General features: G+C 57.6%; 12 protein-coding genes and 1 pseudogene. 7 read left to right on the top strand and 6 right to left on the bottom strand.

Annotation, left to right across the window (positions count from 1 at the left end):
* Positions 1-4 precede the first annotated feature (4 nt).
* From tnpC to D3Y57_RS02150, 3 genes are all read right to left on the bottom strand, one after another.
* Positions 5-1,567, bottom strand: a complete 1,563-nt coding sequence (gene tnpC, locus D3Y57_RS02160; protein ID WP_121150932.1) for an IS66 family transposase — start codon at positions 1,565-1,567, stop codon at positions 5-7.
* A 68-nt stretch (positions 1,568-1,635) separates the two neighbouring features.
* Complete coding sequence (gene tnpB, locus D3Y57_RS02155; RefSeq protein WP_121150930.1) at positions 1,636-1,989, bottom strand: IS66 family insertion sequence element accessory protein TnpB; 354 nt, start codon at positions 1,987-1,989, stop codon at positions 1,636-1,638.
* Positions 1,986-2,393: a transposase gene (locus D3Y57_RS02150; RefSeq protein WP_121150928.1), complete on the bottom strand. Its 408-nt coding sequence runs from the start codon at positions 2,391-2,393 to the stop codon at positions 1,986-1,988. The genes tnpB and D3Y57_RS02150 overlap by 4 nt, the downstream gene beginning before the upstream one ends.
* 777 nt (positions 2,394-3,170) lie before the next feature.
* On the opposite strand from D3Y57_RS02150, the gene D3Y57_RS02140 reads away from it, so the two are divergent.
* Positions 3,171-3,500: a hypothetical protein gene (locus tag D3Y57_RS02140; protein WP_121150924.1), complete on the top strand. Its 330-nt coding sequence runs from the start codon at positions 3,171-3,173 to the stop codon at positions 3,498-3,500.
* 389 nt (positions 3,501-3,889) lie between these two features.
* On the opposite strand, the gene D3Y57_RS02130 is transcribed toward D3Y57_RS02140, so the two are convergent.
* Positions 3,890-4,924 carry a YeiH family protein gene (locus tag D3Y57_RS02130; RefSeq protein WP_239025794.1) on the bottom strand — a complete coding sequence of 345 codons (1,035 nt, stop codon included), beginning with the start codon at positions 4,922-4,924 and terminating at the stop codon, positions 3,890-3,892.
* A gap of 36 nt (positions 4,925-4,960) precedes the next feature.
* The gene (locus D3Y57_RS02125) at positions 4,961-5,212 is read right to left on the bottom strand and encodes a DUF6356 family protein (protein WP_121150920.1); all 252 of its coding nucleotides are present in this window, start codon (positions 5,210-5,212) and stop codon (positions 4,961-4,963) included.
* 121 nt (positions 5,213-5,333) lie between these two features.
* On the opposite strand from D3Y57_RS02125, the gene D3Y57_RS02120 reads away from it, so the two are divergent.
* From D3Y57_RS02120 to folE, 6 genes are all read left to right on the top strand, one after another.
* The gene (locus tag D3Y57_RS02120) at positions 5,334-5,807 is read left to right on the top strand and encodes an Lrp/AsnC family transcriptional regulator (RefSeq protein WP_121150918.1); all 474 of its coding nucleotides are present in this window, start codon (positions 5,334-5,336) and stop codon (positions 5,805-5,807) included.
* A gap of 195 nt (positions 5,808-6,002) precedes the next feature.
* Positions 6,003-8,423, top strand: coding sequence for a TonB-dependent receptor plug domain-containing protein (locus D3Y57_RS02115; RefSeq protein ID WP_121150915.1), 2,421 nt, complete (start codon positions 6,003-6,005; stop codon positions 8,421-8,423).
* 11 nt (positions 8,424-8,434) lie between these two features.
* On the top strand, positions 8,435-9,634 hold the full coding sequence (locus D3Y57_RS02110; protein ID WP_162986892.1) for a dipeptidase: 1,200 nt from the start codon (positions 8,435-8,437) through the stop codon (positions 9,632-9,634).
* A 694-nt stretch (positions 9,635-10,328) separates the two neighbouring features.
* On the top strand, positions 10,329-11,078 hold the full coding sequence (locus tag D3Y57_RS02105; RefSeq protein WP_121150911.1) for an electron transfer flavoprotein subunit beta/FixA family protein: 750 nt from the start codon (positions 10,329-10,331) through the stop codon (positions 11,076-11,078).
* Entirely contained in the window at positions 11,075-12,004 is a 930-nt protein-coding gene (locus D3Y57_RS02100; protein WP_121150909.1) for an electron transfer flavoprotein subunit alpha/FixB family protein, read from the top strand. Before D3Y57_RS02105 ends, D3Y57_RS02100 begins: the two co-directional genes overlap by 4 nt.
* A gap of 248 nt (positions 12,005-12,252) precedes the next feature.
* Complete coding sequence (gene folE, locus D3Y57_RS02095) at positions 12,253-12,849, top strand: GTP cyclohydrolase I FolE (protein ID WP_239025793.1); 597 nt, start codon at positions 12,253-12,255, stop codon at positions 12,847-12,849.
* Here folE and D3Y57_RS20635 read toward each other — a convergent pair.
* Positions 12,836-13,070: pseudogene (locus D3Y57_RS20635) on the bottom strand (site-specific integrase); the annotation flags it as partial. The gene folE and the pseudogene D3Y57_RS20635 sit on opposite strands and share 14 nt — an antisense overlap.
* Between the last annotated feature and the right edge of the window lie 733 nt (positions 13,071-13,803).

Below are 13,803 nucleotides of genomic sequence, written 5' to 3'. Positions count from 1 at the left end.
TTGGTTACGCGGCTTGCGCAGTGATGCTCGGCAGGTTCGCGGCCCGGCTGTCAGTCCAGTTATACGGCAGCAGATCATCAACGGGATCGCCGTCGCTGCGGTGGATGATCCGGCCGAGAACGTCAGTCAGATAGGCTTGCGGATCGATGGCGTTGAGCTTGCAGGTTTCGACCAGGCTGGCGATGATGGCCCAGTTTTCGGCACCGAGGTCGTGCCCAGCAAAGAGCGCATTTTTCCTTTGCAGGGCTATCGGTCGCATCGAACGTTCGACGGTATTGTTGTCGAGCTCGATGCGCCCGTCATCGAGGAAGCGATTGAGGCCGTTCCAATGATTGAGCGCATAGCCGATTGCGCCTGCCGTTCCGGAGCCTCTTGGTAGCCTGGGCAGCATGTCTTTCATCCAGAGCTTCATCGCCGTGACCAGAGGTGCGGATTCAGCCCGACGGATTGCGCGGCGATGCTCGTGGTCTGATCCCCGGATTTTGGCCTCGATGGCGTACAGACGGGCGATCTGGCGCAGCGCCTCATCGGCCACCGGTGCGTTGCCGCCTTTTGTCGCGTCGAAGAAGCCGCGCCGCACGTGCGCCCAACAAAAGGCGAGCTTTCCCGCGCCACCGGCACGATCGGAGGCCTCGATATGCTTATAAGCCCCATAACCGTCGCACTGGACGATGCCGTGATAGCTGCCGAGCAACTGCGCGGCCCAGACTTTGCCGCGCCCCGGCATGTAGCTGTAGACCACGGCCGGCGGATCGGTCCCGCCATGAGCACGGTCGTCGCGGGCGATCGCCCATAAATAGCCGGTCTTTGTCTTGCCCGTGCCCGGTGCCAGCACCCGCGCAGTGGTCTCATCGACAAAGAGCCGGTCGCCCGACAGCAGTTCAGCCTTCATGCGCCGGGTGATCCGCCCGAGCCACGCGGCACTACGCCCCGACCAGTTGCACATCGTACCGCGATCGATCTGGATGCCCTGGCGACGCAGTGCCTGTGCCTGCCGGTAAAAAGGACCATGGTCGGCGTATTTCCTGACGATCATGTCGGCGATCAGCGCTTCGGTGGGAAGGCCGCCGGGCACGACATGCTTTGGCGCGGGTGCCTGGAACACACCGTCGCTGCATGTGCGGCACGCCATCTTCGGGCGCACGGTCACGATCACGCGATACTGGACGGGGATGACATCGAGCCGACTGGCGACATCCTCGTCGATACAGTGCAGCGCACCGCCGCAGCAGGGACATTCGGTTTCGACCGGCATGATCACTTCGCGGATCCGTGGCAGATGCGCTGGCAGCGAAGCGCGTTCGGTGGTTTCCTTGCGCTTCTTCTCGGCTTTCGGACCGACCGGCGATTGTTCGGCGAGCGCCAACAGCTCGGCCTGCGCGACTTCGATATCCTCGAGCGCCAGCGCCAGTTGATCGGCACTGAGCTTTTCAGAGCGCCTGCCGAACGTTGCCCGCTTCAGCTGATCGAGCAGATGCTGCATCCGCGCCTCGCGTTCGAGCCCTGCGATTATCATCGCTTTGAGGACTCCGACATCGTCGGGAAGGTCGGCTTCGCTCGCAGACATGGACTATTTCTGGCATGTTTTTCCGCCGTCGCAACCACCATTTCGACGAGCAGATTCAGGCGTGCGACCTACTGCGCAACCTGCGGTTTTTGCACCCGGGCCGCATGCATTCGGGTCCATTGCAGACCCTCGAACAGCGCCGACGCCTGGCTCGGCGTCAGTCGCATCACGTCGTCACCAACCCGCGGCCAGCAAAAGCCGCCGGTCTGGAGAACCTTGCTCACCAGCACCAGTCCCGTGCCGTCCCAGACCAGCAGCTTGATCCGGTTCGCGCGTTTCGAGCGGAAGATATACGCCACGCCCGAGAACGGCTTCAAACCAAGCTCATTCTCGACCAGCGCTGCCAGGCTGACGGCTCCTTTCCTGAAGTCGACCGGCTTGGTCGCAACCATCACTTTGAGCGGTCCCGGCGGAAGGATCACGTCGCCTGCCTGATCGCGGTAAGCACGCGTTCGATGTGCGCAGCCGTGACATTTTCGGGAACATGGATCGTTATCGCACCGGCATGGATCACGATCTCCGCGGCGGATGATCCTGACGGCGACGGCAGGCCAGGCTCGTCGACAACCACCGGCACAAACGCCATCTCACGCGCCTTCAACACTGTGTGCCGCCACGCATAAAGCTGCTGGGGTAAAAGGTCATTGGAGCGCGCGATCGCCGCGATATTTGCACCGGCGACAAAGCTCTCCTCGACGATCCGCGCCTTGGCATCGGGTGCCCACATCCGGCGTGCAGCACCCGCCGGGATCACGTCCATACGCTGAGGACGACGGCCACCCTTGCTTTCGAAAGTCGTTTCGAATGTTGTTTCGATACCTGACACCAAGCTACCCCTCACATGAGGGGCAAACCATACTCAGATCACCGATCGCCGATATGTGGGAGAGATTTGGCGCTTACGATGTTCATGATCGTCACGGCAGAGAAGAAGCCTTGGTGGACGAAGTGTTTGGGCCTGGTTTTTGCTAAGCGGATTTCCGCAAGTGCCAAATTTCCACCACATATCGTCGGTCGCTGACCTGAATATGATTTGTCCCACATGTGAGGGGTAGCTTGGTGTCGGGTGTCAAAACAATATTCGAAAGCAAGGGCCGTCGCCGCCCTCAAAGGATGGATGTGATACCGGTGGGCGCTGCACGTCGTTGCGCGAGATGGCTTTGTGCCGGTGGTGGTTCACGAGCGCGATGTGGCTACACCGTCGCGATCAACAGCTGCGGAGATCGTGATCCATGTGCGATATACATGTGCGATGACGATCAAAGGTCTCGGAAGTGTCACGGTCGCGTATCGAACGCGTCATTACCGCGATGAGGCAGGCGACGTGAGCCAGTCGCCGGACCGAACAATAGTCATGGTTGCCACACGGCCGGGCGACTTCAGGAAGGGGGCAGTCGGCCTGGCAGCGCTCGTCAAGAATGAGCTTGGCCTCAAGCCGATCTCGGGTGTGGCGTATGTTCCCATTCGAACGCTCTCCTGAGCGAAGTCGGAAGGCGCACGAACCGGATCAAGCTGGCTGGTCTGGGGCAACACTGACCTGATGCCGATGAGCAAGGCTATCTAGAGCGGCGGCTTCTATTGGCCTCGCGTAGGTGACGGCGTAATGCGGCTGACGCCGAGCTGGGACATCGGCGCTGCTCGATGGACTGCAATGGACCCGAATGCACGGCCCTCGGGTGCAAAATCACAGCCTGCGCAGACGGTCGCACGCCTGAAGCTGCTCGTCGGAACGGCAGATCCGACCACGGGCATATTGTGCCAGAAAAAGCCCATGTCTGCGAACCCGGCTGCCTTCCCGACGGTGCTCTACCTCGACGTCCGGGCCGCCGACCTTGTTGGGCGCCCTAGCGACGATGATCTAGTGGCGATTGGCGCGGATCTTCGTGCGCGGCTCGGGAGGTCAATTGCGACTCTCAAATGCTCATGCGAATAAGCTGATTTGGAATCGGTTATCGGTTCGATCCGAACCGGCTTTTCGGTCGCTTGATGAATAAAGACCGTGAGGCCGCGGACCTGATCGCCAACTTTACGATCTTGACGTGTCACAGGGTCGCAGTTTGCTGTCGATCGCCAGATCGACACGCGTCCGATCGCAAACGAAAGCATGATCGCGTGCGCGTCGAAGGCTACAGTCACAATCCAGGAATCGACGCGCTGCTGACGCCGCTGTCGTTGGCTCCCATCAGCGGCAGCCAACAACGGCATCGGTGAACCAAGCGTTGATAGGGCGAACTGATATTTGCTTTGAAATACTGTCACGCCAGCCTGGCCTTGCGTACCTCCCTCATCCAAAGTGCTACAGAGGGCCATGGCAGGTCGCGCCTAGCCCATCCCCATTGACGCGAAACCGAGCGAAAGTAGGAGCGCGACGAGGGATGCAACGATGATGACCAAAAGCGGTCGAGCGCTGGCCGCGCTCAGGGCCGACATCGGTGCACGGATTCCCGTGGCTGCCACGCCAGCCGCCAGCAACATGGTCGCCCCGAAATCGGTGTAGTGCCTGGCGCCTGCGAGCAGGCCAAATGAGTTGGCAGCGGCCATGAGGAAAAATCCGCCGACAAAGCCAGGAAAGGCGGAAACGCGCAACGCGCGGTCCGGCTGGGGATATTTGTAAGAAATGATCATTAGCACGGGGGCAAGCAGCGCAACCCGGCTTAATTTCACGATAGCGGCGGTCTCTCCCGCCAACGTCGAGAATGAATATCCCGCTCCGATTGCTTGCGCGACGTCGTGGATCGCGGCGCCCAGAAGAAAACCTGCCTGTCGGTCATTGAAATGGATAAAGTGAGCGAGGATAGGATAAAGGAACATGGCCGTGGCGCTCATCGCAGCAATACCGAGAAGGACCTGTGTCAACTGCGTTTTGTCGATCCGACGCTCGCCAAGTATTGCTGCAACAGCAAGCGCGGCAGATGCGCCGCATATAGCAACTGCCGAACCCGCCAAGATGCCAAAAAATGGGGCTCGATGCCCCAGCAATTTTGCTGTCCAGACTCCAGACATTATCGTCACTGAAACGATCAGGACGATGCCAAACAGCGCTAGCGGGCCAATACCTACAACTTGGGCCAGTGTAACGCGCGCGCCAAGGAGAATTATGCCGATACGCAAAAGCCTGCCGGAGGCCATCGCAAAACCAGTTGTGAGTCGGGGATCATTGCCAAGAAAATTCAAAGACAGGCCAACAAGCAGGCTCATCAACGTTAACGGAACTCCATAACGGTCCGCGAGATAAGCCGCCGCCAAGGTCGCTGCCGTCACGACCGCCGAACCGGGCAGGATATTACGCCAGGTCTGCGAACCTTTGTCAATCAGGTCGCCGTAAAGATCGGCCGCCATTGGCAGCATTAGGCGCATGGGAAAAGTCTAAAATCTGGCGCTATGACCGTCACGTTATTCAGCAGCGGACGGCGCAGCGTCCAATGGTTCGTGCAACGTGCGGTGGCGGTTAGCTATCATACTATCGTGCAACATCCGGACACGGCCGCTGCCTGTCGTTTCAAAAAGGAAAGGCAGGAACGCGTGGATCAGGCATGCCGTCCCGCCAAGAAACATAGCGAAGGCAAAGCCGAGCGCGTGTTTCATATGCTCACCGTAACTCTCGTCCACGCTGTGCAGGTGATCCTTAAAATAGCGTTTCAACATTAAAGCGTCCTCCGTTTGCTTGGCTTTTGGCCAAACAAATATAGACAGTTATGTTGAAAATATGGTTCTCTTGTTGCTACCGATTCGGCTATCTTTAACGGATTCGTTCTAGGAATTAATAATGGCAGAGAATATTGTTCTAGACAGGATCGATCGAAAAATTCTTGGCATCCTTCAGAATGACGCAACGCAATCGGTCGCTGAAATTGGCGAGGCCGTCGGCTTGTCCACGACACCCTGCTGGAAACGTATAAAGCGTCTCGAACAAGCAGGTGTTATCGAGCGCAGGGTTGCTATTCTCAACCGCGATCGCCTTGGTTTAGGAGTTACGGTGATCGTGGCAATCCGCACAGCGAAGCACAGTGAGGACTGGCTCGATGCGTTTGCCGAAGGCGTTTCCCAAATTCCGGAAGTTGTCGAATTTTATCGGATGAGTGGAGAAATTGATTATCTCCTGAAGATCGTTGCCCGTGACATCGCCGATTATGATCGCATTTATCGCAAGCTGACGAAGGTTGCCGACCTTCATGACGTCAGTTCCTCGTTTGCAATGCAAGAGATCAAGTCGACCACAGCTTTGCCGCTTCTCAGTTGATCATCTGATTCGAACCTTCTGATTCGCGAGGTCCAAACTCAACAAGCCAGTCTTCAATTGCAGAAAGATTTTCTGCTTTGATCAGTGATCATAGGTATTTATTGCCGTAAAAATCAAACTAGGAGCATAGTTTGGAACAAGTTTTCGGTCGGATGGGGCTATAGTTTCTGTCACTAACAAGGGAGGGAATAATCGATGAGCCAAAATAAAATCTTCGGCGGTGAGCGAACGCTTTCCATCACGTCTCCATGGACGGCCATACCGAGCTTTTTGGCTGCGATGGCGTTTGGGACGACAGCGGTGTGTGCACAAGACGCAGATAAAGCGCGTCCCACCGATGCCGAGACGATCGTAGTCACGGGTACGCGTGGATCGGCAAGAACCGCCGCAGACTCAGACGTGCCTATTGACGTCCTGAGCGCGAACGACCTGCGTTCTGCCACCCCATCGTCGGACCTCAATGATAAAATGGCTCGGCTAATACCATCCTTCAATGTGCAGCGCTTGCCGGCATATGACGGCGCCGCGTTCGTACGCCCGGCGACCTTACGCGGCCTCTCGCCCGATCAAACGCTTGTATTGATAAATGGCAAGCGGAGACATCGCTCCGCCTACATCAGTACTCCTCAACAAGGATCGCAAGCGGTCGATCTCGGTCAGATCCCGCAGATCGCGTTGAACCGCATTGAAGTGCTCCGTGACGGAGCATCCGCTCAATATGGATCGGACGCCATCGCTGGGGTGATCAATCTTATACTGGACGAAAGCGTTGGGTACAGCCTCGATGCCCAGAGTGGTCAATATTACGCGGGGGACGGCACAACATATCAAGTCGCAGGCCGCGCGGGCGTTAAATTGGGCGATCGCGGTGTTGCCAGCCTATCCGGCGAATATAGCAACTCAGAGGCAACCGATCGCGGTTCAGCGGTTTCGAAGATTGGCCAACCAGCGGTTGAGAGCTGGAAGATATTTGGAAACGCCAAATACACACTTACCGAAGGCCTCGAGTTATACGGCTTCGGCAACTTCAATGGCACCAAAAGTAAGAATGACTTCCTGTTCCGGGATCCGACGGGTGCCATATTTGCTCGATCGTTCTATCAGGACAATCCGCCGTTCCTTTATCCGAACTACCACCTAGCTGACATCTATCCGACCGGATTTGTACCAAAATTCTCCGCCGAATCGAGGGACGCAAGTTTAGTGGCGGGCGCTCGGGGAAAACTTGCCGACACGCTGAGCTGGGACTTGAGCGGGCGCTACGGCCGCAATCGGATCGACTACAATATTCGAAATACGATCAATGCATCGCTCGGTCCAGTATCGCCGACGTCATTCAACGCTGGCGCGCAGACACAAACCGAATATGCCGTCAACACCGATTTCACCTGGCTGGTGGACGCCGGTCTGTTTCGACCGATCAGCGTCTCATTCGGCGGTGAATGGCGCAGGGAGCGTTATGAAATCCGCGCAGGGGACGAAGCGGCCTACGTCATCGGTCCACTCAACGATCTGCCGTCTGGCTCTAATGGCTTTCCATCTCCCACGCCTGATCAGGCAGGACGCTGGTCGCGCGATAGTCGCGCAGCGTACGCGGACGTCGATATTGATCTTACCGAACGCCTGAACCTCAGCGGCGCGCTGCGGTTTGAGGATTTCGACGGTTTCGGCTCAACCTGGAACTACAAACTAGCGACGAGGTTCAAGGCCACATCGTGGCTTAACCTGCGAGGCGCCCTCAGCACGGGCTTTCACGCGCCAACTGTCGGTCAACAAAATCTGACCATGACCACCCAAAGTCCCGATCCCAATGTTCCGCCCCCTGCCCAACAAGTCATTCAGACCAACGGCCTGATCCCATCGACCAACCCGATCGCAGCCGCGGCGGGCGGCAAGCCGCTAGTGCCTGAAAGGGCGACCAACTACAGCGCTGGGTTCGTTCTTACACCGGTGGCAGGACTGACTCTCTCGGTCGATTATTATCGCATCAAGATTCGCGATCGTCTTGGTCTCACTTCGACCTTGACACTGACCTCGGCCCAACGGGCCATCTTGGTGGCGCAAGGCGTGAGCCAAGCGGCGCAGCTATCGACCTTCCGGTTCTTTATCAACGGCTACGACACTCGCACGGACGGCGTGGACATAGTAGGTTCGTACAGCACGCGTCTCGGAATTGGGCGCCTTTTGGTCACGGCGGCCTATAATTATAATAAATCTAAGATCACCGGCGGTGACCCAAAAATAGTGAACGCTAATCTTGAGCAGGAAGTGCAGGACCGGCTGCCTCATCACACAGCAAATCTCGGTGCGGAATATGTCATTGGCCAGATCGGCCTAGCAGGTCGGGCCCGTTATTATGGCGCATTCACCGACACGCTTCCATTTTTCGCTCCCTCTGACAATCAGCGTTACGGTTCCGAGATATTCCTGGATATTTCGGCGTCCTACGCCGTGACAAAGGAAATAAAGCTCACGATCGGTGCGGAAAACTTTCTGGGCAACTACCCCGATCGCTCGACGAGCGGCCTGTCGTTCATTGGCGCCAGATACCCGACCTATCGCCCGTACGAGGCGGACGGCGGCCGTTACTATGCACGAGTTGCGGCTCGTTTTTAAGGAAAAGTAAATTGAAAAACCGTCGCTACATCTTCGCCATGCAACTGTCGCTAATTTGCGTTGCCGCCATCGCTGCGTCAGCGGTACCTGCCGTCGCTGGTTCACAGCCCAGCAAAATCCTGGTCCTCGACGCGCATGCCGACGTTCCAGATCCGCTTGAGCATCCCGATCGGAAAGGCACGATCGATGCTGGAACCGAAGTCGATATCGATAAGCTTCGCGCCGGCGGCGTTGGAGCGATATTTTTGTCGATTCACGCCCCAAGAAATGCACCGACTCCGGAGGGACATCGTATCGAACGCAACACCGCTGATGCCAAGCTTAAGGCAATCCGCGAAATCGCGTCACGTCATCCGGACAAGGCGGCCATTGCCCTCACGCCGACCGACATAACAAAAATAGCGGCTTCGGGGCGGGTGGCTATCGTGCTCACCGTCTTAAATGGGTCGCCTTATGCACAAGACAAGGACGCCGTCCGATCGCTTGCTAACCTAGGCGTCCGGGTCATCGGCTTCGTCCACGCCGGCAACAACGAGCTCGCCGATTCATCCAGGCCGTTTGCCCGCGATATCCCCGGTGCGAACCACGGAATTAGCGCCCTCGGCAGACAATGGATTAAAGACGCAAACCGCTATGGGGTCGTCCTTGATGTCTCCCAGCTAACGACGCAGGGCCTTCTCCAAACAGTACAACTCAGCAAGGCGCCCGTGCTCGCCACGCACTCGGGCGTCCGCTCGGTGGTCGATAATATCCGCAATCTGACAAACGAAGAATTGCAAGCTGTCGCCGGCCGAGGCGGCGCTGTTTGCATCGTCGCTTTCAGCAACTATCTCATAGCATCGTCGGCGGAGAAACTCCAAGAAGTCCTCGATCGTTATGGGGTGCTGAAGAACGGATATGAGGGGCTGACTGTTGCCAAGCGAGAGGCGCTTTATGCCGAACTCAACAGAGTCGCCCCCAAGGCAACAATCGACCAATATCTCGACAGCGTGGACCGCGCAGTGAAAACCATTGGCATAGATCACGTGTGCCTCAGCACCGACTTCAATCACGGCGTCACCGGCCTGATTGGGTGGGAAGATGAAAGCAAGACCGGCAATATCACGGCGGCCTTGCAGCGACGCGGATACACGCACGGGGACATTGCCAAACTATGGAGCGGAAATGTCTTGCGGGTATTGTCGGAGACGCAAGCTGACGCTGCTCGCTAAGGCCATAATCGCTGATTGCTGATCTCCACCACGCCCCGGCATGTACCTATGTGACAACGAGCCCGACGCAGCCGGGGCGTTCACAATCGACGGCTTTGAGCGTAATGGACCGAGATTTAGTCGGATCCGAACTTTTGCGCACCTCAATCGACGCGTCAACTACGTACAGTTCTTCACCACCCGTGTAGGTTGCGCCGCGTTGTCTCGCAGCTTCAGCCAAAAAGGCAAGCTATCGGTCCAGCACGTGTGCGTTAGGTAGAGGATAGTGATTAACCGAGACGGGGAACGGCGTCGCAACATTCGCGCAATACAAAGTCGGACGGTTATCCGGCCATGGCCCAAAATGACATCCGGATCATCTATTAAATTGTAATCAAGGTCTTGAGCTGCTTTGCCGCCTTCAAGCGTTGCGGCGACTGCGATTGGACGTTAGCAGGAAATCACGTCGTGACAATTACTCAAAAAAAGATGCGCAAGACCGCGATCATCGACCGGTCATCCTGTCAAGCGACAATGTCCACAAGTGAGGGCGAGCTGTCTGACGGGAAATTCCCTGTTTGTCGTCACACGCATCCCCGCCGGCGCTGAGCACATGAAGCTGCGCTCGTTCAACGCGGTGGTCTGGGATTATGCAGTCGCATGACGTTTGGGTTGTTGCTACGTGGCCTAAATCGATGCGAAACAGGTAAACACTATGAAGATCCTCATCCCCGTCAAGCGGGTCATCGATTATAACGTGAAACCGCGCGTTAAGGCGGATGGTTCGGGCGTCGACCTGGCCAACGTCAAGATGAGCATGAACCCGTTCGACGAAATCGCCGTCGAGGAAGCCCTGCGCCTTCGTGAAAAAGGCGTTGCTACCGAAGTGATCGTGGTTTCCATCGGGGAACAGAAATCGCAGGAAACGCTGCGGACGGCGCTCGCCATGGGGGCCGACCGCGCGATCCTGATCGTCAGCGAAACCGAAGTCGAACCGCTTGGCGTTGCAAAGCTGCTGGCCAAGATCGTCGAGGAAGAACAGCCCGGGCTGGTCATCCTCGGCAAACAGGCGATCGACGACGATTCGAACCAGACCGGCCAGATGCTTGCTGCCTTGCTCGGTCGTCCACAGGGCACCTTCGCCAGTGCTGTCGAAGTCGATGGCGACACGGTCAAGGTCACGCGCGAAGTCGATGGCGGATCGGAAACGGTCTCCCTGAAAATCCCCGCAATCGTCACGACCGATCTTCGTTTGAACGAGCCACGCTATGCGTCGCTGCCGAACATCATGAAGGCGAAATCCAAACCGATGGCGCAAAAGACACCCGCCGATTATGGCGTTGATGTCACAAAACGTCTGACCACGCTGAAAGTGGTCGAGCCGTCGAAGCGCACTGCGGGCGTCAAGGTCGCCGACGTCGATGAACTGGTCGCCAAGCTGAAGACACTGGGAGTTGTAGCATGAAGACTCTGGTCTGGGTCGAACACGACGGCAGCACGGTCAAGGACCCAACGCTTCCTGTCATCACCGCCGCCGCATTGCTCGGCGAAGTGCATCTGATCGTCGCGGGCAAAGGCATCGCTGCCGTTGCGACCGAGGCGACCAAAATTGCTGGCGTCGGCAAGGTTCATGTTGCTGATGACGCCGCGTTCGAACATGCGCTTCCTGAAAATGTCGCGCCGCTGATTGTCGCACTGATGGGCGATCACGACGCGTTTCTCGCGCCTGCGACCGCCATCGGCAAGAACATCGCGCCCCGCGTTGCCGCTTTGCTCGACGTCATGCAGATCAGCGAAATCCTTTCGGTCGATGGCCCGGACACGTTCACCCGTCCGACCTACGCCGGTAATGCGATCGCGACCGTGCAGACGTCGGATGCCAAGAAAGTCATCACCGTTCGCGGCACGGCTTTCGCAAAGGCTGAACGCGAAGGCGGCAGCGGCACGATCGAAGCCGTGACCTCGACCGGCGACGCTGGCGTTGCCACGTTCGTCAGCGCCGAAATCGCGAAATCGGAACGCCCCGAATTGACCAGCGCAAAGATCATCGTCTCGGGTGGCCGCGCGCTCCAGAACGCCGAAAACTTCCACACGATCATCGAACCGCTCGCCGACAAGCTCGGTGCCGGTGTCGGCGCATCGCGTGCGGCAGTCGACGCGGGCTATGTTCCGAACGACTATCAGGTTGGCCAGACCGGCAAGATCGTCGCTCCCGAAGTCTATATTGCAATCGGCATCTCGGGCGCGATCCAGCATCTTGCGGGCATGAAGGATTCGAAAATCATCGTCGCCATCAACAAGGACGAGGATGCGCCGATCTTTCAGGTGTCCGACATCGGGCTGGTCGGCGATCTGTTCAAGCTCGTGCCTGAACTGACGGAGAAGCTGTAATAAAGAAGCACTCCATGCTTGTTTGAGTAAGCGAGAGAGTGCCACAGTCCGGGTCAGGCGGCCCGTATCATGGCAAATAGAACCCATCCGCGCTCAGAAAATAGTGAGTTATTCAAATCTGGTTTTATGCCTAAGTTAAAGCCTCCTCAATTTATGTCCGCTAGGCGGAATGTTTTCTCACTCCAGCCAGACGCGTTTGGCTATGGCTAAACGCGAGAACCGTAATTAGTTAGTTGAGAATGGAAACCATGACGCCGCTCGCACACGTGCCAAAGGAAAAACCGCACGTTCCCAAAAATGTAGAAGATGCAATACGCACGCTGATTGCATGGGCCGGTGACGATCCTGGCCGTGAGGGACTGCTCGATACGCCAAAGCGCGTTGCCCGGGCGTGGAAAGAATATTGTGAGGGCTACCAGGAAGACCCCGGCTATCACCTATCACGCACCTTCGAGGAGGTCGGCGGCTATAACGAGCTCGTCCTGCTGAAGGACATTCCGTTCCAGTCGCATTGCGAACATCACATGGCGCCGATCGCGGGGAAAGCGTCGATCGCCTATATGCCGCAGGATCGAGTCGTCGGCATTTCGAAGCTGGCGCGTGTCCTTTACGGCTATGCGCGTAGACTTCAGGTCCAGGAGCGACTGACCGCGCAGGTTGCCCAGTCAATCTGGGATAACCTCAATCCGCAGGGGGTCGCGGTAGTCATCGAGGCGACGCATGGCTGCATGACCGGTCGGGGCGTCCGTACGCCGGGGGTCACAATGACGACAAGCCGCCTGCTGGGTTGTTTCCTCGACGACTCAAGGAGTCGCAGCGAGGTGCTCAAGCTCATGGGCTATTAGACCCAATTAACACCCGCTCAACGTCATCAAGCGTCACATCATCGGGCCTGCGATCGTAAAGCTGAGTGGTGCGGGTAGAGGCGTGGCTCGCCATGGTCGCAGCCCATTCCCATGGCCCGCCGCTCTTCAAATATGCCGTGATCCCTTTTGCCCGAAAAATGGTTGCCGATTGCTGTCTCAATATCGGCGGCGACGGCGCGCCGGTGTGCCATCTGAAAAGCATAGTGAAGTAACCCCGCCTTTCATCCAGCGGTGATCAGAGACTGTCGGTCGTTGTCGCGCATGAACGCAGGTGAAGCAACGGTCGGGTCTCACCCCGACCGTTGCATTTTGAGTTCAGCGCCAAATTACCCCGGCGGCTTAGCCGAGCGATGAATGTGGCTGCTGCGTGCTATACAACGCGTCGACAGAACGCCCACGGTACTGATGTCCACGAAGTTTTCTATCGGCGGCACCTTGGGCAGGCCGTCCGGTACATGTTTACGCGACTGTCGAGCGGGCTGGTGCGCAGATCATTCGCTTTAGTATTGCCAGGTCGATTCATAACGCCGTCTTGAGATCCCGGCCTGAATATTTGGGCGCGGAGCCTGGCCAAGGCGCGTTTCGACGTAGCTCCCCGTGTTGGCGCAGATTGACCTGTTGACGCTGCTGCGGGCGACGCGACCCACTTTGTATTTCAGGATCCCGGTGTCCCGCGCCGCCTCGGATGGAAATGAGCCGTGACTAAACTTGGCCAAGGCAGCGCGCAGTCGGCGTTACCGGCAAGACGCTTCGCGTTACTGGCGAAGCAGGCGAGATCGAAGCGGCCCATCCCCTGCCTGAAGGGCCCTGGATATTCAGTCGAACAGAATTACCGGACTAAGCGCGCGGCAGATCGCCGATCGCGCCCCGCTGAACCCTTATTACCCCGCGGGACCGCATCCCGATCAGCAAAGCCTATTCGTTTCAACAACA

Source organism: Sphingomonas paeninsulae (genome assembly GCF_003660165.1).
GTDB classification, from domain to species: Bacteria; Pseudomonadota; Alphaproteobacteria; order Sphingomonadales; family Sphingomonadaceae; genus Sphingomonas_O; species Sphingomonas_O paeninsulae.
This window is presented reverse-complemented; position numbering and strand designations above follow the sequence as displayed.

Bases quoted from the DNA above. Each gene is read 5' to 3' on its own strand.
- tnpC (WP_121150932.1), bottom strand. From the start codon at position 1,567: ATGTCTGCGAGCGAAGCCGACCTTCCCGACGATGTCGGAGTCCTCAAA.
- D3Y57_RS02140 (WP_121150924.1), top strand. From the start codon at position 3,171: ATGCGGCTGACGCCGAGCTGGGACATCGGCGCTGCTCGATGGACTGCA.
- D3Y57_RS02130 (WP_239025794.1), bottom strand. From the start codon at position 4,924: ATGCGCCTAATGCTGCCAATGGCGGCCGATCTTTACGGCGACCTGATT.
- D3Y57_RS02125 (WP_121150920.1), bottom strand. From the start codon at position 5,212: ATGTTGAAACGCTATTTTAAGGATCACCTGCACAGCGTGGACGAGAGT.
- D3Y57_RS02120 (WP_121150918.1), top strand. From the start codon at position 5,334: ATGGCAGAGAATATTGTTCTAGACAGGATCGATCGAAAAATTCTTGGC.
- D3Y57_RS02115 (WP_121150915.1), top strand. From the start codon at position 6,003: ATGAGCCAAAATAAAATCTTCGGCGGTGAGCGAACGCTTTCCATCACG.
- D3Y57_RS02105 (WP_121150911.1), top strand. From the start codon at position 10,329: ATGAAGATCCTCATCCCCGTCAAGCGGGTCATCGATTATAACGTGAAA.
- D3Y57_RS02100 (WP_121150909.1), top strand. From the start codon at position 11,075: ATGAAGACTCTGGTCTGGGTCGAACACGACGGCAGCACGGTCAAGGAC.
- folE (WP_239025793.1), top strand. From the start codon at position 12,253: ATGACGCCGCTCGCACACGTGCCAAAGGAAAAACCGCACGTTCCCAAA.